Source organism: Mesorhizobium sp. WSM4311 (genome assembly GCF_002295115.1).
GTDB lineage: Bacteria > Pseudomonadota > Alphaproteobacteria > Rhizobiales > Rhizobiaceae > Mesorhizobium.
On the sequence record NZ_NSFV01000002.1, the window covers coordinates 291,850 to 316,064 of the forward strand.

Annotated in this window: 16 protein-coding genes; 8 read left to right on the forward strand and 8 right to left on the reverse strand. The window is 64.1% G+C overall.

Features of this window, described 5'->3' with window-relative positions; all coding sequences use genetic code 11:
- Window positions 1-65: 65 nt before the first annotated feature.
- The 3 genes from CK226_RS05195 to CK226_RS05205 all read left to right on the forward strand — a co-directional run bounded on the left by CK226_RS05195 (window position 66) and on the right by CK226_RS05205 (window position 3,755).
- Entirely contained in the window at window positions 66-1,577 is a 1,512-nt protein-coding gene (locus CK226_RS05195; protein WP_095791439.1) for a sugar ABC transporter ATP-binding protein, read from the forward strand.
- 81 nt (window positions 1,578-1,658) lie between these two features.
- Complete coding sequence (locus tag CK226_RS05200; RefSeq protein WP_095791243.1) at window positions 1,659-2,654, forward strand: ABC transporter permease; 996 nt, start codon at window positions 1,659-1,661, stop codon at window positions 2,652-2,654.
- Window positions 2,655-2,702: 48 nt separating this feature from the next.
- Complete coding sequence (locus CK226_RS05205) at window positions 2,703-3,755, forward strand: substrate-binding domain-containing protein (protein WP_095786894.1); 1,053 nt, start codon at window positions 2,703-2,705, stop codon at window positions 3,753-3,755.
- Window positions 3,756-3,821: 66 nt separating this feature from the next.
- Here the strand turns inward: CK226_RS05205 and CK226_RS05210 are convergent, their stop codons facing one another.
- Window positions 3,822-5,876, reverse strand: coding sequence for a bifunctional aldolase/short-chain dehydrogenase (locus tag CK226_RS05210; RefSeq protein WP_095791244.1), 2,055 nt, complete (start codon window positions 5,874-5,876; stop codon window positions 3,822-3,824).
- A gap of 87 nt (window positions 5,877-5,963) precedes the next feature.
- Entirely contained in the window at window positions 5,964-6,929 is a 966-nt protein-coding gene (locus tag CK226_RS05215) for a sugar-binding transcriptional regulator (protein ID WP_095791245.1), read from the reverse strand.
- 201 nt (window positions 6,930-7,130) lie between these two features.
- On the opposite strand from CK226_RS05215, the gene CK226_RS05220 reads away from it, so the two are divergent.
- From CK226_RS05220 to CK226_RS05235, 4 genes are all read left to right on the forward strand, one after another.
- Window positions 7,131-8,771, forward strand: coding sequence for an acyl-CoA synthetase (locus CK226_RS05220; protein WP_095791246.1), 1,641 nt, complete (start codon window positions 7,131-7,133; stop codon window positions 8,769-8,771).
- Window positions 8,772-8,955: 184 nt separating this feature from the next.
- Complete coding sequence (locus CK226_RS05225; RefSeq protein WP_095771150.1) at window positions 8,956-9,561, forward strand: TetR family transcriptional regulator; 606 nt, start codon at window positions 8,956-8,958, stop codon at window positions 9,559-9,561.
- 48 nt (window positions 9,562-9,609) lie between these two features.
- Window positions 9,610-10,752 (forward strand): efflux RND transporter periplasmic adaptor subunit, encoded by a 1,143-nt coding sequence (locus CK226_RS05230; RefSeq protein ID WP_095786692.1) that lies wholly within the window; start codon window positions 9,610-9,612, stop codon window positions 10,750-10,752.
- Between the two features lie 242 nt (window positions 10,753-10,994).
- On the forward strand, window positions 10,995-14,135 hold the full coding sequence (locus tag CK226_RS05235) for an efflux RND transporter permease subunit (RefSeq protein ID WP_095786691.1): 3,141 nt from the start codon (window positions 10,995-10,997) through the stop codon (window positions 14,133-14,135).
- Window positions 14,136-14,160: 25 nt separating this feature from the next.
- Here the strand turns inward: CK226_RS05235 and CK226_RS35325 are convergent, their stop codons facing one another.
- Window positions 14,161-14,325, reverse strand: coding sequence for a hypothetical protein (locus CK226_RS35325; protein ID WP_210202223.1), 165 nt, complete (start codon window positions 14,323-14,325; stop codon window positions 14,161-14,163).
- On the opposite strand from CK226_RS35325, the gene CK226_RS05240 reads away from it, so the two are divergent.
- A complete protein-coding gene (locus CK226_RS05240) occupies window positions 14,324-15,673 on the forward strand; it encodes an LLM class flavin-dependent oxidoreductase (RefSeq protein ID WP_095791440.1) in 1,350 nt (449 codons plus the stop codon). The two genes, CK226_RS35325 and CK226_RS05240, sit on opposite strands and share 2 nt — an antisense overlap.
- A 52-nt stretch (window positions 15,674-15,725) precedes the next feature.
- Here the strand turns inward: CK226_RS05240 and CK226_RS05245 are convergent, their stop codons facing one another.
- The 5 genes from CK226_RS05245 to CK226_RS05270 form a co-directional block, all read right to left on the reverse strand.
- A complete protein-coding gene (locus CK226_RS05245; RefSeq protein ID WP_095771146.1) occupies window positions 15,726-17,435 on the reverse strand; it encodes an APC family permease in 1,710 nt (569 codons plus the stop codon).
- Between the two features lie 256 nt (window positions 17,436-17,691).
- Window positions 17,692-20,061 carry an aminomethyltransferase family protein gene (locus tag CK226_RS05250; RefSeq protein ID WP_095791247.1) on the reverse strand — a complete coding sequence of 790 codons (2,370 nt, stop codon included), beginning with the start codon at window positions 20,059-20,061 and terminating at the stop codon, window positions 17,692-17,694.
- 264 nt (window positions 20,062-20,325) lie between these two features.
- Window positions 20,326-20,967 carry a sarcosine oxidase subunit gamma family protein gene (locus CK226_RS05260; RefSeq protein ID WP_245437662.1) on the reverse strand — a complete coding sequence of 214 codons (642 nt, stop codon included), beginning with the start codon at window positions 20,965-20,967 and terminating at the stop codon, window positions 20,326-20,328.
- Window positions 20,945-23,926 carry a sarcosine oxidase subunit alpha gene (locus CK226_RS05265; RefSeq protein ID WP_095791249.1) on the reverse strand — a complete coding sequence of 994 codons (2,982 nt, stop codon included), beginning with the start codon at window positions 23,924-23,926 and terminating at the stop codon, window positions 20,945-20,947. Before CK226_RS05265 ends, CK226_RS05260 begins: the two co-directional genes overlap by 23 nt.
- A complete protein-coding gene (locus CK226_RS05270) occupies window positions 23,926-24,201 on the reverse strand; it encodes a sarcosine oxidase subunit delta (protein WP_095791250.1) in 276 nt (91 codons plus the stop codon). The genes CK226_RS05265 and CK226_RS05270 overlap by 1 nt, the downstream gene beginning before the upstream one ends.
- Between the last annotated feature and the right edge of the window lie 14 nt (window positions 24,202-24,215).

A 24,215-nucleotide genomic window follows, 5' to 3' on the forward strand; every position in this document is an offset into this window, starting at 1 on the left:
GGCAATTGTCAATCGTGTTGACAATTGCCGATGTAGCCCATAGCGTCATGGTCAGGGAGGAACGCATGGTCGGCAATGCCGTGTTCCGTGTAGAGGGACTGAGGAAATCCTTTGGCCGCAACGAGGTGCTTGGCGGCATCTCGCTCGAGCTGCATTCCGGTGAAGTCACCGTGCTGATGGGCGCCAATGGCGCCGGCAAATCCACCCTCGTCAAGATCATCAGCGGCGTCTACGAGTGCGGCGGCGGTACGATGACCCTCGCGGACCAGGATTTTGCGCCGAACACGCCGGCGGAGGCGATCCGCGCCGGCGTTGTCACGGTGCACCAGAATATCATTGACGGCGTGGTCGCCGACCTCGATGTCGCCACCAATTTGACGCTCGACAGGCTCAGCGGCAAGGGCGTGCCGACCCTGTTCAATCCGGCCCGGGTGCGCCGCGAGGCCAAGGCCGTCGCCGACCGCATGGGGTTGGCCATCGATCTCAAGGCCCGAGTGAACGACCTTTCGCTGGCCGATCGCCAGATGGTGGCGATCGCGCGCGCCTTGGCGCATCAGCCGAAGGTGCTGATCCTCGACGAGCCGACGTCCTCGCTCTCCAGCGCCGAGGCCGACCGGCTGTTCGCGCTGGTCGACAGGCTGCGCGAGCAAGGCGTGGCGATCCTCTATATCTCGCACCGCATGTCCGACATCAGGCGGCTTGCCGATCGCATCGTCTCGATGCGTGACGGCATTATTTCGGGTGTCTTTGACACCAAGCCGCTCGACTATGAAGGCGCGGTCAATGCCATGCTCGGCCGCAAGATCCATCTCGACCAGATCGTTGCCAGGAGTTCCGCTAAACCGGTCCTGACGGTCGAAGGCCTGCGCTTCGGGCATGGGGCCAGGCCGATTTCGCTGACGCTTGGCGATGGCGAGGTCGTTGCCATCACCGGCCTCGTCGGCGTCGGCAAGACCGCGTTTGCCGAGACGCTGTTCGGCGTGCGCAAGCCGCTGGCCGGCACGATGACGATGAACGGCAAGCCCTATGCGCCGCGATCGGCCGGCGATGCGATCGCCGCCGGCGTGTTCCTCGTCGCCAAGGATCGCGCGACCAGCGGCATCGTCGGCGGCTTCAACATCGAGCGCAATGTCAGCCTGCCGTTCCTCAAGCGCATGTCGAATCTTGGTGTGCTCAAGCGCCGCCTCGAACGCGCCACCGCGCGCCGGCAGATCGAGGAACTCAGCATCGTCTGCCGCTCCGAGAAGGACGAGATGTCGGCATTGTCCGGCGGTAACCAGCAGAAGGTCATGGTCGCCCGCTGGATGGCGCAGAATGCAGCGCTGTTCATCCTCGACGAGCCCTTTCAGGGCGTCGACATCTCGGCCAGGCGCGACATCGCCGCCAAACTGAGGGCAAGCGCCAATGGCCGCGCGACGCTGTTGTTCGTCACCGAACTCGACGAGGCGCTGGAGACGGCCGACCGCATCCTGGTGATGTCGGAACACACGATCGTCGGTGAACACCGCAACGCCGAGGTCGATCTCGATCGCCTGCTGGCCGAGGTCGCCGGCGGGCCGCTGCATAGCGCCGCCTAAGCCGCGCGGCGGGTAGAATTGGAATGGAGAGACTATGGGTCCGAGTTGGATAAGAATGGCTGCGTCGCGCGGGTGGGCTGAATGACGCTGCGCGACTACGCCATCCGCTATGGGTTCATCGTCCTCTTGTTCGGGCTGGTCGCCTATTTCGCGATCGCCGCCGACGGGTTCGTCTCGCCGCAAAGTGCCGTCTTCATCTTCCAGTCGGTGGCCATCACCGGCGTGCTGGCGCTCGGCGTCACCGCCACGCTGGTCGTCGGCGGCTTCGACCTGTCGATCGGTTCGGTCGCCACATCGGCCATGATGGCGGCTGCCTATGTCATGGTGGTGCTCGAGCAGAACGCTGTCGTGGCGGTCGTCGTCTGCCTGCTGATCGGCGCCATTGTCGGCCTGATCAATGGCTGGCTGATCGTCTATATGCGCGTGCCCGATCTCCTGGCGACGCTCGGCATGATGTTCCTGCTCGTCGGCCTGCAGCGCATCCCGACCGAAGGCCGCTCGATCGCCACCGGCATGACCATGCCAGACGGTTCGGTCGCCAATGGCAAGTTCGGCGACGCCTTCCTGGCGCTCGGCCGCCACCGCTTCGATTTCTTTATCCCGAACCTCATTCCGGTGTCGGTGGTGGTGCTGCTGGTTCTGGCCGTGCTGATCTGGTTCTTCCTCGAATACACCCGCTTCGGCCGCATGATGTATGCGGTCGGCTCCAATGAGCGCGCGGCCGAACTCGCTGGTGCGCCTGTCAAGGCATACAAGATCTGGGCCTACGTTATTTCAGGAGTTTTTGCCTCGATCGGCGGCATTTTGCTCGCCGCACGGCTTGGACGCGGCGATATCGCCTCGGGTAATAATCTGCTGCTCGATGCGGTTGCCGCGGCGCTGATCGGCTACGCGGTGCTCGGTGCCGCCAAGCCGAACGCCTTCGGCACCGCCGTCGGCGCGCTGTTCGTCGGCATCTTGCTGCAAGGCCTGACGATGATGAACGCGCCTTACTACACGCAGGATTTCGTCAAGGGCGTGGTTCTGGTCGTCGCCCTTGTCTTCACCTTTGCCCTTTCGGGCAGGGGCAGGGGGTAGTCTCGACCGGACAGGATTTTTGGGTTCAACAAGAGTGGAGGAAACAAGGTGAACATCACGAGAAGACTTCTGGGGAAGGTGGCGCTCGGGCTGGCCGGCGCAACCATGCTGATGCAGGTCCCGGCTTTTGCCGCGGACAAGCCGGCCCCGTTCGACAAGCCCGGCGTCAAGATCGCGCTGGTGCGCTATCTCTCGACCGGTGACTTCTTCCAGGCCTATCTCTCGGGCGTCGAGGCGCAGTCCAAGGCGCTCGGCATCGACCTGCGCGTGCTCGACAGTCGCCAGGATGCCGCCCTTCAGTCCGACATGGTCGACCAGGCCATCGCGCTCGGCGTGCAGGGCATCATCATCCAGCACGGCCTGACAGAATCGATGAAGGATGCGGCCCAGCGCGCGGTCGACGCCGGCATCAAGGTCGTGGCCTTCGACGTCAATGTCGAAAACCCGAAGATCCCGCAGATCGAGCAGTCGGACAAAGACCTTGCCCGCCTCGCGCTCGAACAGGCGGTGAAGGACAATGGCGAGAGCTGGAATGCCGGCTATGTCTACGTCGCCGGTATCGCGCCGCTCGACCGCCGCAACGAGACCTGGGTCGACGTCAAGAAGAAATATGCGGGTGTCAAGGAAGTCGCGATGTTCGGCACGCTCGACAACCCGATCGCCAACTCGGTCGCCAACCAGGCGCGTTCGGTGCTGTCGGCTCATCCCGACATCAAGGTGATGTTCGCCCCCTATGACGAGTTCGCCAAGGGCGTGAAGATCGCCGTCGACGAAGCCGGCCTGAACAAGGGCATCAAGATCTATTCGGCCGATATCTCGACATCGGACATATCGGCGATGCGCGAGCCCGACAGCGCCTGGGCGGCGACCGCCGCCACCAACCCGGCCGTCGTTGGCCAGGTCTCGGTGCGCGCGCTGGCGCAGTTGCTCGCCGGTGAAGACCCTGGCCACAACGTCATCGTGCCGCCGACGCTGATCACCCAGAAAGAGCTGATCGACAAGGACATCAAGAACATGGAAGACCTGTCGGCCAAGCTGCCGCAGTTCGCCCATGCAGATGTCGCCATGCCGGCCTGGATGCCGAACCCGAACGCGAAGTAGGGGTCGTCGTAGCACATATGAAAAGGGCGGCCTGCGAGCCGCCCTTTTTGTTATCTGCCGGAAACCCTACCGCAGCGCCGCCGCGATGTTGCCCCCATCCACCGTTGTCACGTCGGCGGTGGTGCGCTCGGCCAGCGCGTGATGCAGGAAGGCCTGCGCCACGTCCTGCGCCGTCACTTCCTGGCCGAGCAGGTTGCCGGACATGTATTCCTTCTCCGATACGCCGCGCGCGCCGGAGCGGCTGGCGATCATGGCGTCGGTCAAAAGGCCGGAGCGGATGCGGTCGGCGTTGACGGCGTTCGAGCGGATGCCATGGGCGCCGTAGTCGAGCGCATATTGCCTGGACAGGAACAAAGTCGCCGCCTTCGGCACGCCATAGGCGCCGAATTTCGGACCGGGATTGACCGCCTGCTTGGAGGTGTTGAACAACAGCACACCGCCGGTGCCCTGTTCCAGCATGATGCGCACGGCGTTCTGCGCCACCGACTGGTGGGCGAAGAAATTGAGCTCGAAGCTCTTGCGCAGCAGCGCATCGTCGAGCTCGCCGATCCGGCCTTCCCAGGCCGCGCCCGCGTTGGAGACAAGGATGTCGACGCCGCCGAACACGGCCACAGCTTTGTCGAAGGCCGCGCGCACCTGGGCCGGGTCGGTGATGTCGGCGGCGACGCCGATCGAATTGTTGCCGGCTTTCTTGGCGGCATCGGCGGCCTTCTCGGCATCGAGATCGACGACGACCGCATGGGCGCCATTGTCGGCGAACAGCTTTGCCGCTGCAGCCCCGATCGCGCCGGCGCCGCCGGTGATCAGCACCACCTGGCCGGTCAGCGGCTTCTGCTTGTTGGAGGCAAGCTTGGCCTGTTCGAGCGACCAGTATTCGAGCGGGAACAAATCGGCCTTGGACAGCGGATGGAAACGGCCGACGGCTTCGGCGCCGCGCACCGCCTCGATCCACATCTCGCCGACATCGGAGGCGATCCTGGCATCCTTCAGCGTGCGGCCGTGGCCGAACATGCCGAGCCCCGGCACCAGCGTCAGCCGCGGCATCGGGTCGAGCATGGTGCGCTTGACGTCGTCGAGTGCGTCATTGGTCTCGAAATAGGCCCGGTACTCCTTGGCGAAGGCGTCGACATGGCTCTTGATGACGGCCTTGTAGTCGCCGACCTTGTCGGCATCGGGCGCCGGCACCGCCATCGGCCCGGTCTTGATGCGGATCGACAGATCCGGTGTCGACACGCCGCGTCCGGCATAGTCGGCGATGGCGGCCGAATTGATGAAATCGACGATCCCGTCGGAGGTGCGGAAGTCAGAGATCATGCGGTCGAAGCGGCCTTCGCCGCGCGCCACCGCAACGGCGCCGCGCAGCATCGGCGCGATGGACGCCGGCGTCGCGAGCCTTGCCGGCAACGCCGCCTTGGCAGCCTTCGGCTTGGCGTTCCTGGCGACGTACTCCTCGGCGACGTTCACATAGTGGATCATCCGGTCATAGGCCTGTTTGGCATCGTTACCAAAGGTGAAGATGCCGTGCTTGTCGAGGATCAGTCCTTCCACCGTCGGGTCGGCATCGAAGACGTCGGCCGCCGCCTTGGCAAGGTCGAAGCCCGGCATGATGTAGGGCACGTAGCCCATCTTCTCGCCGAAGACCGTCTTTACCAGCGGCTTCGAGTCTTCCTGGTCGACGATGGCCAGGATAGCGGTCGAATGGGTGTGGTCGACGAATTTATGCGGCAGGAAGGCATGCAGCAGCGTCTCGACCGAGGGATTGGGCGAGGACGGATCGATGAGGTTTGCCCGCTGCAGCGCCACCATGTCCTCGTCCGCGAGCTTGTCCAGCGCGCGCGCCTTGAGCAGGGCGCCCATCTTGACCGCCGGCAGTCCCTGCGGCTCGATGACGGCCATGTCCCAGCCGCTGCCCTTGACGCACAGCACATCCCATTCATCGCCGACGAGGTCGGTCGCCTTGATCTTGCAGGACGTGTTGCCGCCGCCATGCAGGACCAGCTGCGGCACGCCGCCCAGCAGCCGCGTCGTGTAGACGCGCAGCGCGAGGTCGCGGCCGACGCCCTTCTTGGCATAGTCGGCGACGAGTTTCTCGGCCGTGTCGTCGTTCCACAAATTCTTCATGTTCGCTTCGTCCAGTTGCTGACTTGGGTGGTGAAACAGGAATGCCGCGACGCCTTGATGACAATGCGCCGGCGAAGGGTGCCTTTTTCAGGATGCTTTATGTGGTGTCGCTCCGGCATGATCGAGCAGCCGTTGCGCCATATGCGCGCCGACCACGAGATGCGTGCAAAGCCCGCCCGCAAGCGCCGCGAGCAATGGCTCGAACTTGCTGTCCTCCTGCACCACCATCAAGCGTTTTTCGATGGCGCGCAGCGAGCCGAGTTCAGCCGAAATGACCCGGCGGTTGTAGCTGCAGTCGAGTGCCTCGCCCCTGGCGTCGATGATCTGTCCGGCAATCACCCCGGCGGCGCCGATGCCGCGCAGCGCGGCCATTTCGTCCGGGTTGAGCGCGCCGCATTTGACGACATGGCTGTCTGCATCGACGGTGCCGACGGAGAAAAGCGCGAGATTGCAATCGCTGATGCCGGCCAGCTGTTCGCGGATCACCGGCTCGGCGCGCAACGCACGCGCCAGCTCTTCCGTCGACAGCACCAGCGGCGCATAGAAATTAAGCCCCTTGGCGTTGAGCCGGCGCGCGATTTCCATGGTGCACTGGTCGGGCCGATAGGAGTAGGGCGCGCCAAGATTGCCGCAGAGCTGCACCACCGTGACATCCTGCAGGTCGGCATAGGACATGATGTCGGCGATCGTATAGACGGTGCGGCCCCAGGCGACGCCGATGCGGTCGCCCTTCTTGACCAGTTCGAGAAAGACGCTCGCCGCCAGCACGGCGATATCAGTCGACTGGTCCGGGTTATAGCCGTTCTCCGGCGCGATCCAGACCGCGTCGAGCTTCAAGGCATCCTCGAGCCTGCGCGCCATCACGTCATCGGTGAACAGCTGCGTCGAGGTCGAGATGTTGACGATGCCGGTCTCGCGCGCCTTGCGCAGATACATGGCCACCGAAGCACGCGAAATGTTAAGCTGGCTCGCAACCTGGTCCTGCCGCAGGCCATGCGCATAGTAGAGCCAGGCGGCTTTGTGAATGAGTTGTTCTGCCGGTCGGATCGCCATGCCGTCTCCTCGGCTGACATTAGTCATGGCTCTCGACAAAAGTCAAATTGGCATGCGTGAGTGCGATCGCCTCTAAGCAAAACGCATCCGGGATGGTCGTTCTACAAAGTCCGGACAGCATAGCATTTTCGACCATTCAGGGGGATGGCCTGACGAGAGCCCTAAGGTTAGAAAGCTCGAAAAGGACTTGGGGAGGACGGGATGGGCAATTCCTATGAACAGGATCTGGACAGGAACGCGGCCAACCACCAGCCTCTGACGCCGCTCACCTATCTGGAGCGCGCGGCAAAGACCTATCCCGACCACATCGCCATCATCCACGGCCGCCAGCGCATCAGCTACCGCGATTTCTGGCACCGCTCGCTGAAGCTCGCATCGGCGCTGCAAAAGCGCGGCATCGGCAAGGGCGACACGGTCACCGTGATGCTGTCCAACACGCCGCCGATGCTGGAGGCGCATTTCGGCGTGCCGATGACCAAGGCGGTGCTGCATTCGCTCAACACCCGCCTCGACGCCGCGGTCATCGCCTTCCAGCTCGACCATGCCGAGACCAAGGTGCTCATCGTCGACCGCGAATTCTCCGGCGTCGTCCGGCAGGCGCTCGATCTGGCCAAGGTCAAGCCGCTGGTCATCGACTATGACGATCCCGACTACGCCGCCGACGCCCCCTATCCGAAGGGCGAACGGATTGGCGGGCTCGACTATGAGGATTTTGTCGCCGGCGGCGACGAGGATTTCGCCTGGTCGATGCCCGACGATGAATGGGACGCCATCTCGCTCAACTACACCTCGGGCACGACGGGCAATCCGAAGGGCGTCGTCTATCACCATCGCGGTGCCGCCCTGATGGCCTACACCAACACCATCCATGCCGGCATGGCCAAGCACGCCGTCTATCTCTGGACGCTGCCGATGTTCCACTGCAATGGCTGGTGCTTTCCGTGGACTCTGGCCGTCCAGGCCGGCACCCATGTCTGCCTGCGCTGGGTGCGGCCGAAGCCGATCTACGACGCCATCGCCGATCACGGCGTCACCCATCTCTGCGGCGCGCCGGTCGTCATGTCGGTGCTGATCAACGCCCGGGATGAGGACAAGCGCACGTTCGCGCAGACGGTGACCTTCAACACCGCGGCCGCGCCGCCGCCGGAAGCCGTGCTGTCGGGGATGGCCGATGCCGGCTTTGCCGTCACCCATCTCTATGGCCTGACCGAGACCTATGGCCCGGCCGTGGTCAACGAATGGCACGGCGAATGGGACGATCTCGCAAAGGGCGAGCGCAGCGCCAAGAAGGCAAGGCAGGGCGTGCGCTACGCCGCGCTCGAAGGCCTGACCGTCATGGACCCCGAAACGATGCAGGCGACGCCGGCCGACGGCGAGACCATCGGCGAGGTCATGTTCCGTGGCAACATCGTCATGAAGGGCTATCTCAAGAACCGCAAGGCCAGCGACGAGGCCTTCGCCGGCGGCTGGTTCCATTCCGGCGATCTCGGCGTCATGCATCCCGACGGCTACATCCAGCTCAAGGACCGCTCCAAGGACATCATCATCTCGGGCGGCGAGAACATTTCCTCGATCGAGGTCGAGGATGCGCTCTACAAACACCCGTCCGTCGCTTCCTGCGGCGTTGTGGCGCGCCATGACGACAAATGGGGCGAGGTGCCGGTCGCCTATGTCGAGCTGAAGCCCGGCAAGACGGCGAGCGAGGCCGAGATCATTGAGCACTGCCGTGCGCTGCTTGCCCGCTTCAAAGTGCCGAAAGCCGTGATTTTCGCCGAGATTCCAAAGACCTCGACCGGCAAGATCCAGAAATTCCGGCTCCGGGAAATGGCCAAACTCGCCTGAAGAGCGACTGCCTCTCAAAAAATATTTCGAGTTGCCCGCATCCTTGGGCCGCTTGGTGACGTCTGTTGGATGTCACCATCTGTCACGATATTGAACGCGTACGTCGATTTCGCGTTGACATCCCACCTTCTTCAATTTACGACTGACGAAAATTGAAATTCGTCACTTGTCAAACGAAAGAGCCATGTCCGAAGCCGCCAACATCATGGTCGATACCGCCAGACAGGAGAATGTGACCCGCATTCTCGACTGCGCCGAGCGCCTGTTCCGGCACTATGGCTACGGCAAGACCAATGTAGCCGACATTGCCCGCGAGCTTGGCATGTCGCCGGCCAACATCTACCGTTTCTTTGCCTCCAAGGTCGAAATCCACCAGGCGGTGTGCGGCCGGATGCTCGGCGCCAGCTACAAGATGGCTTACGAGATCATGCACCTGCCGATCGGCGCGGAGGAGCGGCTGCGGCGCTACATTCACGCCCAGTACAAGATGACGCTGGAGACCATGCTCGATGCGCAGAAGGTCCATGAGATGGTCATCGTCGCGCTTGAGCGCGATTGGGGCGTCATCGACAAGCACGTCGACAGCATCCACGATCTCTTCGCGGAAGTGATCCGCGAGGGTATCGAGGCCGGCGAGTTCGCCAAGCAGGACCCGGTGACCGCGTCACGCTGCTTCGGCGCCGCTACAATCATCCTTTGCCACCCGCAGATGGTGGCGCAGTGCCTTGCCAAGACCAACCGGGCAATGCCCGACGAACTTATCGACTACGCCATCAGAGCCTTGAAATAGCCGCCGGTCGCCGGTGTCGGCAGTCCGCCTCCAGTCGGGAGTATTACTATGTCCTTGTCCCATTCCATCATCCGCGGGTTGCCGGTCGCGGGCCTGGTCGTCGCGGCGCTCGCGCTTGCCGGCTGCAGCCAGGAGAAGGCCGAGGTCAAGGAGATCATCCGCCCGGTCAAGGTCGTCGAGATCGCCCAGGCGCATGACTCCCGCACGCTCTCCTATTCGGGGTCGGTGCGGGCCCGCACCGAAAGCGCCCTGGCTTTCCGCGTCAACGGCAAGATCACCGAACGTCTGGTCGACATCGGCCAGCATGTGGTGCCGGGCGATGTGCTCGCCCGCATCGATCCCACCGACTACGATCTGTCGGTCAAGAGCGCGCAGGCAGCGCTCGATGCCGCCGAACGGCAGGTCGAGACGACAGAGCTTGCGCGCAAGCGCGCCGAGCAGCTTTTCGCCAAAAACTTCGCGCCGAAATCGCAGCTCGAACAGGCGACGCTGACCCATGACCAGGCGGTCGCCACGCGCGACTCCGCCCGTTCCTCGCTCGACCAGGCCAAGAACCAGGTCGGCTATACCGACCTCAAGGCCGACAGGGACGGCATCGTCACGGCTGTCAACGCCGATGTCGGCCAGGTGGTCGGCTCCGGCACGCCTGTGGTCACTGTCGCGGTCGACGGCGAAAAGGAAGTTCTGATCGCGGTGCCGGAAATGGAGATCGCCGAGTTCAAGCCCGGCAAGTCGGTCAAGGCCGGGTTCTGGTCCGACAGCGCGCTGGCGCTGGACGGCAAGGTCCGCGAGGTTGCCGGCAGCGCAGATCCACAGTCGCGCACTTTCGCCGTCCGTGTCAGCCTGCCCAATGATCCACGTGTGCTTCTCGGCATGACCGCCAATATCGAGGCCTCGGCCGCCAACGAAAAGCAGCTGGTTTCGATCCCCTTGAGCGCGTTGGCGGAGAAAGACAGCCAGTCGATCGTCTGGACCGTCGATCGTGACGCCGACACCGTTCATGCCCGTCCGGTGAAGGTTGCCAAGTTCGCCGCCGATGGCGTGCGTGTGGCCGAAGGATTGAAACCCGGCGATGTCGTGGTCGCCGCCGGCACCCAGTTCATGACCGAGAATCTGAAGGTCAAGCTCGCCGGCGGCGTGGCGCAGCAATCCGCGTCCGCCGAGGGCGACGACGCCAGCCGGCTGCGCTGAGGACAGATAGGTCGGCCGCGCGTTGCCGCGGCCGCAGGTTTCCGGGCGGCGTGCGCCCGAAGGTTGAGACGTCACGGCCGATGTACCCCCGCATCGACCTAGCGTCCCACCGCGATGAGTGTCTCTCCGCTCGGAAAGCCTCGCCGCCCGGAAGCCAGATTGAACACGGATGATTTCGTTTCGCGCGCCCTGCTTCTTCGAAGCGCCAGGCGCCGGCAAACAAGCAAAGTGGACCTGCAACGATGACGACCTCCACTGAAGAAAAGCGGCCCTTCAACCTGTCGCGCTGGGCCATCGGTCATCCCTCCATCGCGCGCTTCCTGTTCGGGCTGATCATCATCGCCGGTGCGCTCGGCCTGATGCGCATGGGCCAGAAGGAAGACCCCGATTTCACCTTCCGGGTGATGGTCGTCCAGGCGATCTGGCCGGGTTCCTCTATCCAGGAGATGGAGGACCAGGTCGTCAACAAGATCGAGCGCAAGCTGCAGGAAACGCCGCATCTCGACTTCGTGCGCTCCTTCACGCGCGCCGGCAGCGCCATCATCACCGTGCAGATCAAGGGCGACACCAACGCCGCCGAGGTGACGGACGCCTTCTATCAGGTGCGCAAGAAGGTCGGCGACATTTCCGGCGACCTGCCGCAAGGCCTGCTCGGCCCCTATTTCAACGACGAGTTCGGCGACACCTTCATCACCCTGCATTCGATCAGCGGTGACGGCTTCTCCTATCCAGAGTTGAAGAAGTTCGCCATCCAGGCGCGCGACATGCTGTTGACCACGCCAGGCGTCGAGAAGGCCGTCATCATCGGCGACCAGCCGGAAAAGCTCTATATCGATGTCTCGTCCAAGGCGCTGGCCGAGCGCGGCCTGACGCTGACAGACCTGCAGAACGCCATCAAGGGCCAGAACAATGTCGATCCGGCCGGTGCCGTCGACACCGGCGTCAATTCGGTGCGCATCTCCGTCGAAGGCGACGTCACCAAGGCCGCCGACATCAGGGAATTGCGCCTGCGTGCCGGTGGGCAGGTAACCCGTCTCGGCGACATCGCCACCGTGACCTCCGGGCTCGAGGATCCCTTCCAGCGCAAATACCGCTTCAACGGTCATGACAGCGTGCAGCTTGGTGTCGTCATGGCGAAGGGTTTCAAGGTCACCGATGTCGGCAAGGACGTCGAGGCGACCTACAAGCGCTTTGAAGAAGCGCTGCCTTATGGCGTGTCGGTCGACCAGATTTCCGACCAGCCGGGCGTCGTCACCGATGCAGTGGCCGAATTCATGCATGCGCTCGGCGAGGCGCTGCTGATCGTGCTTGTCGTCTCGTTCCTGTCGATCGGCTGGCGTTCAGGGCTGGTCATCGCCATCGCCATCCCGCTGGTTCTGGCCGCTACCTTCGCCATCATGTACGAGCTCGGCATCGACCTGCAGCGCATTTCGCTGGGCGCCCTGATCATCGCGCTCGGCCTGCTCGTCGACGACGCCATGATCGTCGTCGAGATGATGGAGCGCAAGCTTGAGGAGGGGCTGGTCAAGATCGAGGCGGCTAGCTTCGCCTATACATCGACCGCTTTCCCGATGCTGACCGGCACGCTCATCACCACCGCCGGCTTCATCCCGGTCGGCTTCGCCGCTTCCACGGCTGGCGAATATGTGCGCACGCTGTTTTATGTCGTCGGCATCGCGCTGATCGTCTCGTGGTTCGTCGCGGTCTATTTCACGCCGTGGCTCGGCAACATGATCCTCAAGCAGCGCAAGCATGCCGGCAGCCATCACGATGTCTTCGACACGCGCTTCTACCGCCGGCTGCGCTCGACCGTCGGCTGGGCCGTGCGCCACCGCATCATCGTTCTCGTCATGACGCTGGTGACTTTCGGCACCAGCCTGTGGGCGTTCCAGTTCATCCCGCAGAACTTCTTCCCGCAATCGTCGCGGCCGGAAATCCTCGTCGACCTCTGGCTGCCGGAAGGCACCAGCATCAAGGAGGTCGAGACGCAGGCCAAGGCGCTGGAAGCCAAGATGATGGACGACAAGGACAAGCGCTTCATCGCCACCTATATCGGCGAGGGCGCGCCGCGCTTCTTCCTGCCGCTCGACCAGCAGCTGCGCAACCCGAACTTCGCCCAGATGCTTGTCATGGCCAATGACGAGCCTGCGCGCGAGCGGCTGATCGTCAAGCTGCGCACGGTTCTGGCCGAGGATTTCCCCTCGATCCGCGCCAAGGTCGATCGCCTGTTCCTCGGACCGCCGACCGGCTGGCCGGTGCAGATGCGCGTCATGGGTCCCGATCGCCAGGAGGTGCGCCGCATCGCCGACCAGGTGAAGGCGAAATTCCGCGAGGATCCGCTGCTGGGCGCGGTGCATGACGATTGGCTCGAGCCGGTGCCGGCAATGAAGCTGGTCATCGACCAGGATCGTGCCCGGGCGCTCGGCGTTACCTCGCAGCGCATCCGCCAGATGCTGCAGGCGACCATGGCCGGTGCGCCGCTCGACGACTTCCGCGACGGCGAGGAGACGGTCTCCATCGTTGCCCGCGAGCCGGATGCCAGCCGCAGCCTGCTGTCCTCGGTCGATTCGGTCTACATCCCGACCGATTTCGGCGGTTTCGTGCCGCTGTCGCAGGTGGCCAAGGTGGTGCCGGTGCTGGAGCAAGGCATCGAGTGGCGCCGCGACCGCCTGCCGACGATCAGCGTGCGTGCAACGCTTCCCGATGGCGTGCAGTCCAACGACGTCGTCACCAAGATGTACAAGGACATGCAGGGCCTGCGCGACGGCCTGGCGCCCGGCTACAAGATCGAGATCCAGGGCGGTGCCGAGGATTCGGCCGAAAGCCAGGCGTCGATCGCCGCCAAGGCGCCGGTCATGCTGGCCATCATCGTCGTGCTCCTGATGATCCAGCTGCAGAACTTCGGCAAGGCGATGCTGGTGCTGGCCACCGGTCCGCTCGGCATCATCGGGGCTGCCGCCGCGCTTTTGATCAGCGGCGCGCCGTTCGGCTTCGTCGCCATTCTCGGCGTCATCGCGCTGCTCGGCATCATCATGCGCAACTCGATCATCCTGGTCGACCAGATCGACCAGGACATCGCCAGAGGCATGGAACGTTCGGAGGCCATCATCGGCTCGGCCGTGCGTCGTTTCCGGCCGATCGTGCTGACGGCGATGACGGCGGTGCTGGCGCTCATCCCGATCTCGCGCGCCGTGTTCTGGGGGCCGCTCGCCTACGCCATGATGGGCGGCATCGTGGTTGCCACCGTGCTGACCATCCTGGTGCTGCCGGCTGGCTACGCCCTGTTCTTTGGCCGCGAGCCGAAGAAGGTGGTGAACAATGAGCAGGCGCCCGAGCCAGAGTTGGCGACCGAGCGGCCGCAACTGGCCCTGGCCGCGGAATAAGGAGGTTTCATCGCATCATCCGCCGTCAGCTATGGCGGATGATGCGGTGTGACGGCTGGTCCGTCGCACCGATGAAAATGCTCCCCGCTGCCGATTTTGCAAAACAGAATTCCTTCCCAGGGCCGCAATGCGGTTCCATGTTGAGCGACACCGGAGCGGCAACGCTCGTCCTCATCAGGATGTCTTCCATGGCAGAAAAACGGCAATTGCGGCTTGGCGCCTTCATGCGCCCGGTCAGCTTGCACACCGGCGCCTGGCGCTATCCCGGCGCCTATCCTGACGCCAATTTCAACTTCGCGCATCTGAAGCGCTTCGCCCAGACGCTGGAGGCGGCGAAGTTCGACGCCTTCTTCATGGCCGACCATCTGGCCGTGCTCAACATGCCGATCGAGGCGCTGCGCCGCAGCCACACCGTGACCTCGTTCGAGCCGTTCACGCTGCTGTCGGCGCTGGCCGCCGTCACCGATCACATCGGGCTGGTCGCCACTGCGTCGACGACCTTCGACGCGCCCTATCACATTGCTAGGCGCTTCGCGTCTCTCGACCATATCAGCGGCGGACGCGCCGGCTGGAACATCGTCACCACGTCCAACCCCGATGCGGCGCTCAACTTCGGGCTGGACGAACATGTCGAGCATGACGAGCGCTATCACCGGGCGCGGGAATTCTACGATGTCGTGACCGGCCTGTGGGACAGTTTTGCCGACGACGCCTTCATCCGCGACGCCGAAAGCGGGCTCTATTTCGATCCCGCCAAATTGCACGTGCTGGACCATAAGAGCGAACACCTCTCCGTGCGTGGCCCGCTCAACATTGCGCGGCCGGTGCAGGGCTGGCCGGTCATCGTCCAGGCCGGCGCCTCGGAAGCCGGGCGGCAACTGGCCGCCGAGACGGCCGACGTGATTTTCGCCGCCCATGGCGATCTTGCCGCCGGGCAGCGCTTTTTTGCCGACGTCAAGGGCAGGGCACAGAAGTTCGGCCGCTCCCGCGACGACATCAAGATCCTGCCTGGCGCATTCGTCATCGTCGGCGACAGCGTCGAGGATGCGCGGGCCAAGCGGGCGAAGCTCGACAGCCTGGTCTATTACGAGAGCGGCATTGCCTCACTGTCGATCGCGCTTGGGCATGACGCGTCGGCCTTTGATCCCGATGCAACGCTGCCGGACATACCCGAGACCAATGCCTCGAAGAGCAGCCGCGAGCGCGTCATCGAGCTTGCCCGGAACGAAAACCTGACCATTCGCCAGCTTGCCCAGCGGCTGGGCGGTTATTCCGGGCTCGCCTTCGTCGGCACGCCGCAAACCATTGCCGACGAGATGGAGGAATGGCTGGTCTCCGAGGGATCGGACGGCTTCAACATCATGTTTCCCTATCTGCCCGCCGGGCTCGACGATTTCGTCGAGAAGGTGGTGCCCGAGCTGCAGCGGCGCGGCATCTTCAGGCGGCAGTATGAGGGCTCCACGCTGCGCGAGAATCTCGGCCTGAAGCGGCCGCCCAACCGGTTCTTCGAGAAGACGACGATCCGCAAGGCCGGTTGACGAAAAGCATCGGGCGCGCCGAAGCGCGCCCGATGCTTCATAAATCGGCCTGTCAGATGACGAATACCCAGTTTGCGATCAGCATCACCGCCACACCGGCGATCAGCGTCAGATAGGGCAGCATGCCCGCTTTCTTAACCGCGAGGTCAGCTCCCGTCATGCCGAGATCGGCCAGCATGTGGTCGGGGAATTTGCCCTTGTCCTGGATGTAGTGGCGGTAGCAGAACACTGGGATAATCAGTGCCGCGGTGATCAGCCCGGCCCACAGCGCCATCGGGTTCCATACCTTGGCGCCGGCGCCCATGAAGATCGCGTTGACATAGGCGAAGATCGCCCCGATCCCGAGAAGCCAGGTCGGCGCTTTCCACGGCCGCGCGATATGGCCGTTGTCGATGCGATGGATCCAGCCGGCATTGAGGTTGAGGAAGTTGAAGATGATGTAGCCGCAATTCGACACGGCGAGGATGAAGAAGAAGCTCGTCGCGTCGGCCGAGGCGATGGCCAGCACGATCAGGTTGAAGCAGAGGTCGGTCCACATCGCGCGCGTCGGCGCGCCATGTTCGTTGACGTGGCTGAGATAGCGCGGCAGCCAGCCGTCGACCGAGCCCTGGTAGAGTGTGCGCGAGGAGCCGGCCATCGCCGTCATGATGCACAGCACCAGCGCCAGGATCATCAGCATCACCAGCAGGCTGTGGATAATCTTGCCGCCGCCGACCATGCCGGCCAGCGCATCCGCCACACCCGAGCCGTCGACGATCGGTGTCGCCAGCATGCCGTTCAAGCCCAGCACACCCTGGAAGGTGAAGGGTACCAGGATGAACAGAAGCATGCAGAGCAGGCCGGAATAGAAGATGGCCTTGAACGTGTCGGTGCCGGGGTTCTTGAACTCGGAGGTGTAGCAGACTGCGGTTTCAAAACCGTAGGTCGACCAGGCGGCGATGAACATGCCACCGAGCACCAGCGTCCAGCCGGCGATGTTCCAGGCGCCCGGGTCCGGCGCATAGGCGGCCGCCAGCGGCACCAGCGGCGAGAAATTGGCCCAGTTGATCTGTCCGGTGAAGATCGGCACGACGCCGACGATCAGCATCGGGATGATGACCAGCAGGCCAATATATTTCTGCACATTGGCCGTGCCGAGGATGCCGCGATGCTGGATCGAGAAGATGATCAGCATCAGCACCGCGCCGATGAAGAAGGTGGCGTTGAGCGTGAAGGAGACCGGACCCAGCGTGTGGCTGTACAGCGTCCAGTTGCGGATCGCCGGTGTCGCGGCCGCGGTCACCGCCGTGATGGCGTCCGCGGGCGCCGTTCCGGCATGCGCCGCTATATAGGCGACGACATCAGGCGAGGTCTCGGTGAACAGCGGCACCGGCGCCAGCGCGTTGAGGATATAGGCGGCGGCTATCGAGCAGCCGAGAGACAGCACCGGCGACCAGGCGAACCAGTTGCACCACACCGACAGCGGCGCGATGAACTTGGAATAGCGCAGCCAGGCGGTGGCGCCGTAGATAGAAGCGCCGCCAGACTTGTTTGGGAACAGGCCGGCGATCTCGGCATAGGTGAAGGATTGCAGGAAGCCCATGATCATGGACACCGTCCAGATCAGGAAGGCCAGCGTCCCGGTCGTGCCGGCGATGCCGCCGATCGAAAACAGGACCAGTGCCGGAACGCCGCTCGCCACCCAGAAGGCGCCGCGCCAGTCGATATGCCTGAGCAGCTTGCTTTCGGCAGGCTGCTCGAGGGCCGTGCTTATGGTGCTCATGTCAGTGACTTCCCCTTTTTCTCGTGTTCCCCGCCAGCGATGCCTCGGCTTTGCGAAGCTTGCTCCCCGGCACATGACCTTACGACTCCGGTGTTTCCACTCAGTCGTATTTTTTTCTTAGGAGTGAAGATTGATCCGGCGCGCTTTCACGTCAAGCGTTTTGTGGCGCCGTGCACATCACGCTTGCGCGCGCAGGCGGCAATACGTCTCGCGGCACCTCTGACGCGCGCGGTTTTACCTGTCCGGAGGGCAGCAATCAGGAGCGCGGCCGGGTCTTCTGCGGATCGTAATGGGCGAAGGCGACGACACGCGCCGGCAGCCGTTTGGCGTGGCCGTCGAGCTTGCCGATCTCGACCTCGGTACCAACAGCCGCGTGGGTGACGTCGAGCCTGGCCAGCGCGATGTTCTTGCCAAGCACCGGCGACCGCATGCCCGAGGTGACGACGCCGATCTGGGCGCGGCCGACATGCACGCAATCGCCATGGCCGACCGCGACATTGCTGTCGATGTCGAGCCCGACCAGTTTGTTCTGCGCGTTCTCTTTGCGGCGGATCAGCGCCTCGCGGCCGATGAAATCGTCGGTCTTGCTTTTCAGCGGCACGGTGAAGCCGATGCCGGCCTCGAACGGATCGGTCTGGTCGGAGAATTCGTAGCCCGCGAAGATCAGCCCGGCCTCGATGCGCACCATGTCGAGCGCTTGCAGGCCCATCGGCTTCAGCCCATGCGGCTGGCCGGCTTCCCAGATGGCGTCGAACACTTTTTCGGCGTCGCGCGGATGGCACCAGATCTCATAGCCGAGCTCACCGGTATAGCCGGTGCGCGAGACGACGACCGGAATGCCGTTGCCGCCGCCGATGCGGGCGACCGCGAAGCGGAACCATTCGAGCTCGTCGATCGAAGGCTGCAGCGGCGAAGTCCAGATCACTTCTCTGAGGATATCGCGGCTTTTTGGGCCCTGTACGGCGACATTGTGCATCTGGTCCGTGGAGGAGCGCACCAGGACATTAAGCCCAAGCTTCTTGGCGGTCTCTCGCAGCCATTCGCCGGACAGATCGTCGCCGCCGACCCAGCGGAAATTATCCTTGCCGAGCCGCAGCAGCGTGCCGTCGTCGATCATGCCGCCATGCTCGTAGCACATGGCGGAGTAGACGACCTGGCCGACGCCGAGTTTTTTCACGTCGCGGGTCAGCGTGTATTGCAGCAGCGCTTCGGAATCCGGGCCGGTGACCTCGAATTTTCTGAGCGGCGACAGGTCCATGATCACGGCGTCCTGTCGGCAGGCCCAGTACTCGGCGATGGGGCCCTCCTTGGCGAAGGAGTTGGCCAGCCAGTAGCCCCTGTATTCCGAGAAATTGCGGGTGTGCTTGGCAAAGGACGAATGGAAGGAGGTCTCGCGGGTCATTTTCGGTTCCGAATCGGGCGTCATGCGTCTGGCGATCGCTCGCGAGAATTTGTGCTGGCCGGAATAGGTCCGCACATGGATGTCGGTGAGATCCCAGCCATTGGCCGGCGTCGTGTCGTCGGGGCAGGCGGAGGAGACGCAGACGATGTCGGTCAGCGCCCTGAGCAGCACATAGTCGCCCGGCCGCGACCATGGTTCGTCGGACACCATCACGCCATGCGCGTCGATGGCGGTGTTGAAGAAGAAGTTGATCGCCATCCACCCGGTGCGGGGATTGATGCCCTTGCCGGCCAGGGCGCCATTGAAATTCTCCGAGCAGTTGGTGTGGCCGGGATAGCCGATGTCGTCGTAATATTTCGCAGCACAGGCCAGCGCGAAGGCATCATGCCGGCCGCATGTGTCCTGCACCACCTCGACCAGCGGCTCCATGTCCTGGTCGTAATATTTGGAATGCAGGCCAGGCATCGGATAACTCGACCCCATCAGCGTGCGCGTCGTCGTCACGTCGAGCGGATGGTCGAGGCCCTTGTCCAGCTTGCGCGCCGAAAAGCACTGGAAGTCGGTGCATTGCCGGCCGTCGACATCGATGATCTGCAGATAGTCGCCGGCCTTGACGAAATAGGATTCCGCCGTTGCTGAATGGACGCGCAGGTCAAGCACCGGATCGGCGAGGGGATCGGCCACCTGCGATTTTGTTTTCAGGCGGATCGTGGCGCGGCGCACGATGACGGTGAGCGGCGTCGCCGTGTCATGGCTGTCGACCAGCATCGGTCCGCCGGGCGCGGCGATGACCATCGAGCCGTCGCGCGTGACGGTGAAAGCCTGTTCGGTCCCGGCGGGCGTTGTGCTGCCGAACACGCGCAGCGCCTTTGCCTGATCGAGCACCACTTGCCGGCGCGCCAGCCCGCGGCGTAGGGACGCGAGACTGTCATCGCCCTCGGCGAGGAGCGCCTTGATGCCGGCGGCATTGCTGTTGGATTTTTCGCCGAAGATGCCGGGATCGGTGGTGCCTGTGGTGTCCCAGGCCAGAACTTCGCAGGCCTGGCCGCCTTCGACATTGCGTACGGTGATGATATCGCCGGCCTCGACCTCGATCAGCAAAGCCCCGTTGCCTTGGATCGTGTAGCGCTCCATGCCCGGCGGCAGCGCGATCTGACCGGGCCTCAGGATGAGGCTCGGGCGCGGCGGTCCGGCCATGACGGTTGGGTAGGGCGACTGGCTCATCTCAGCCTTGCGGTTCGAGAAACAAGTTTGCCTGTGTGTAAAATTATTTTAGCAGCAAGAATAGCAGCGCGGTTGCGTTTGGCAAGGCAGACCACCCCTTCTTCCTTCTCCCTTGTGGGAGAAGGTGGATCGGCGCGCAGCGCCGAGACGGTTGAGGGGTGGGTGACGGAGTGCCGCCTGTGCCAAGCTGGAGCACCCCTCATCCGACCTCGCTTCGCGAGGCCACCTTCTCCCGCAAGGGGAGAAGGGAAAAGCGCGCAAGGGCTACGCCAGTTGCTCTGAATGCGCGATCGCCAGGCCGTACTCCGCAGCCGAGTCCAGCATCGTGTGCCACAGGCTCTCGGCGAAGGTCGCGAACACCAGAACGTTGAACACCGCCAGCCCATCCGCCAGGTCATTCCCACGCCAGAGCGTGACGCTAGTGTGATCCATCGACGTGGCCGCCGCCGCGCCGACGGCGAACACACCCGAATGCAGATCGATCGACGACAGCTTGGCCAACATCGCCCGCGCCTTGACGCCAGAAACGCTGATCAGCACACGGGCATGCGACTGGTCCGAGAGCGAAGCCGATTGCGCGAACGCTTGGCCAAGCGCCCCAATCGCGTGCTTGCCGCCCTTCGACAGGACAAAAAACTGATCAGGTCCCGACCAGATCAGCGTGGCATCCGAGCCTTGCACCGCCTGCGGCGTTTTCGGAGCCGCACTGCCGAAGCGTGCCTTCGCGGCCTTGGCCATCTCCGCCGCCTTGCCGCGCCGCGCCATCACCTGGACGAGGTCGAAATTGCGGATCTCGGTCAGCGTCACGCCGGCATCGCCACGCGCACCATACCGCCCCACCGCGAGCGCGCGATCGAGCGGACTGCGGACGTCCCAGGAAAACTCAGCCACGCTGGCGCCCTCCATCTGGATCGTAGAAGACGGGATTGCAGAGCTCGACGTCATAGTCCTCGGCGCGTATCGGGTCATGCGCATGGACGATCTCGCCGATGCGCTCGCGTCCGCGCTCGACAAGCGCGAGCCCAATCCACTGGTCTGATGTCGGCGAGAAGCAGACCGAGGTGACGTAGCCCTGGTCGTTGCCTGGCCCGGGCGTCTGCCCCTTCGGGATGATGTGCGCGCCCGAGCGCAGCCGGCGCGCTCTGTCCGTCGGCTTGACGCCGACGACGACCTGCCGGTCAGGCGCGACAAGCGCCTCGCGACCAGCCATGACGCGGCCGATGAAATCTTTCTTGGTCGACGTCATCTTGCCGAGGCCAAGATCGGCCGCCGTCGTCGTGCCGTTCAGTTCCGGTCCGGCTACGTGGCCCTTTTCGATGCGCATCACGCCGAGCGCCTCGGTGCCGTAAGGCGTGACGCCGAACGGCTCGCCGGCCAGCATCAGATTGCGCGCCATCGCCTCGCCGTAGCGTGCCGGCACGGAAATCTCGAACGCCATCTCACCGGAGAAGGAGATGCGGAACAGCCTTGCCTTGATGCCGCCGCGCAATGCGACTTCCCGCGCGCCCATGAAGGGAAAACCTTCATTGGAAAGGTCCTCCGCCGGGTCGACGATCTCCTTCAGCAGGTCGCGGGTTTTAGGGCCGGCGATCGAGAATTGCGCCCACTGGTCGGAGACGGAGGTCAGCTGCACGTCGAGTTCGGGAAACAGCACCTGCCGGCAGAATTCGAGGTGCTGCATCACCAAACCGGCCTTGGCGGTGGTGGTGGTCAGGAAATAGTGGTCCTCGGCCAGCCGCGACGTCGTGCCGTCATCATAGACGATGCCATCCTCGCGCAGCATCAGCCCGTAGCGCGCCTTGCCGACGGCGAGGTTGGAGAAGGTGTTGATGTAAACGCGGTCGAGGAAGGCGCCGGCATCGAGACCGTGCACGTCGATCTTGCCGAGCGTCGAGACATCGCAAAAGCCGACGCCGCTTCGCACGGCCTTGACCTCACGGGTCACCGATTCCAGCCAGTCCTTCTCGCCAGCGCGCGGATACCATTGCGCGCGTTTCCATAGGCCGGTGTCGACGAAGACAGCCCCCTGTTCGGCGGCCCAGTGATGCGACGGCGTCAGCCGCGTCGCGTGGAACGTCTCGTCGCGATGATGGCCGGCAAAGGCGCCGATGGCGACCGGCACGTAAGGCGGCCGGTAGATGGTCGTGCCAGTCTCTGGAATGGATTTTCCGGTCACCGCTGCCATGATGGCTAGGCCGGCGACATTGGACGTCTTGCCTTGGTCGGTCGCCATGCCGAGCGTCGTATAACGCTTCAGATGCTCGACCGATTCAAAACCCTCGCGCTGCGCCAGTTCGATGTCGGAGGCGGTGACATCGTGCTGGTAGTCGACGAAGGCCTTGCCCTTGCCGGCGACGTGCCAGAGCGGCGTCAGCGAGAATGCCTCGTCGTTGGCAACAGGCGCGGTGCCTGCCTTGCCACTATGTCCGGCACCATGTGCCGCTGCCACGCCGGCGGCAAACCCTTTGGCGAGGCAGGCGCCAAGTCCGAAGTCGCCGTTGGCCGCACCGGCTGCGACCATGCCGGGAGGCGCGCCGTCGGGCACGAAGGCAGCAATGTCGTCGCGCCATTTCGGTCGGCCGCGATGATAGGAGGTGAGCCCGACCGCCGGATTCCAGCCGCCGGAAACCGCGAGCCCGTCGGCCTCGACTTCGGCGCGCGCGCCGCCGGTGAGCGACACTGCGATTTTCCGAACACCGTCCTTGCCGCCGTCAACGCCGCTGACGGAGCCGTGCAGCACCGTGAAGCCATTCCTGGAGGCCAGCGATCGATGTGACGGCGAAACGTCCGGCCGCGCGTCGATCACCGCCGCGATCTGCAGCCCGGCACCAAGCGCGGTCTCGACCGTGCGCCAGCCATCCTCATTGTTGGTGAACAGCGCGATGCGCTTTGCTGGAACAGCGGCATAGCGTCCGACATAGGTTCGCATCGCCGAAGCCATCATCACGCCGGGCGTGTCGTTGCCGGCGAAAACGATCGGCCGCTCAAGGGCGCCGGCCGCGACCACATAGCGCTTGGCCACGATGCGCCACATCCGCTGGCGCACTTGATGTTCGGGCGGCGAGGGCATATGGTCGTTGACCCGCTCCAGCGCGCCGTAGGTGCCGCCGTCATAGACGCCGAACAGCGTCGTGCGGGTCAGGATGCGGACATCGGGCATTGCCGCCAGTTCAGCTAGCGCCCGCGACAACCATTCGGCGGCCGGCAGGCCATCGATCGTGCCGCCATCCGACAGCAACCGGCCACCGAACGCAAAATCCTCTTCGCACAGGATGACGCGGGCGCCGCTGCGGCCGGCGGCCAATGCTGCCGCCAGACCGGCCGGACCGGAGCCGGCGATCAGCACATCGCAATGCGCCCAGGCCTTGTCGTAGTGGTCCGGGTCGGCAACACCGGCGGCACGGCCAAGACCGGCGGCGCGGCGGATCGCCGGCTCGTAGATGGCTTCCCAGAATTTCGCCGGCCACATGAAGGTCTTGTAGTAGAAGCCGGCGACGAAGATCGGCGAGAACAGCTGGTTCACCGACATCACGTCGAAGCGCAGCGACGGCCAGCGATTCTGGCTGGCGGCCTCGAGGCCTTCGTAAAGCTCGGCCGTCGTCGCCTTGGTGTTCGGCTCGCGCCGGGCACCGGTGCGCAGTTCGACCAGCGCGTTGGGTTCTTCCGAGCCCGCGGTCAGGATGCCGCGCGGGCGATGATACTTGAACGAGCGCCCGACCAGCTTGACGCCATTGGCAACCAGCGCCGACGCCAGCGTGTCGCCCTCGAAGCCGGAAAAGCTCTTGCCGTCGAAGCGGAAGTTCAGCGGCGCCGAGCGGTCGATGAGGCCGCCATTGTTCAGCCGGTTTGTCTGCCCACCGGCCATCACGCGCCAACCTTCGCCGCTCCGGCACCCGCTGCCGGTTCGATCGCCGAAATCTCATGCGTCAGCGTGTTGCGGGTGACCTTCAGCCAGGCCCGGCAGCCGCCGCCGTGATACCAGTTCTCGCTCATCACGCCGGCGATGTTGTCGCGCAGATAAACATAATCGTAGACGGCATCTGCACCGGCCCCCGCCGCCGGCCGCACCGGTTTGGCGTCGCCGAGATAGGTGAACTCACCGAGTTCGCGTTCGCCGCAGAAGGGACAGACAATGCGCATGATTTTCCGGCCGT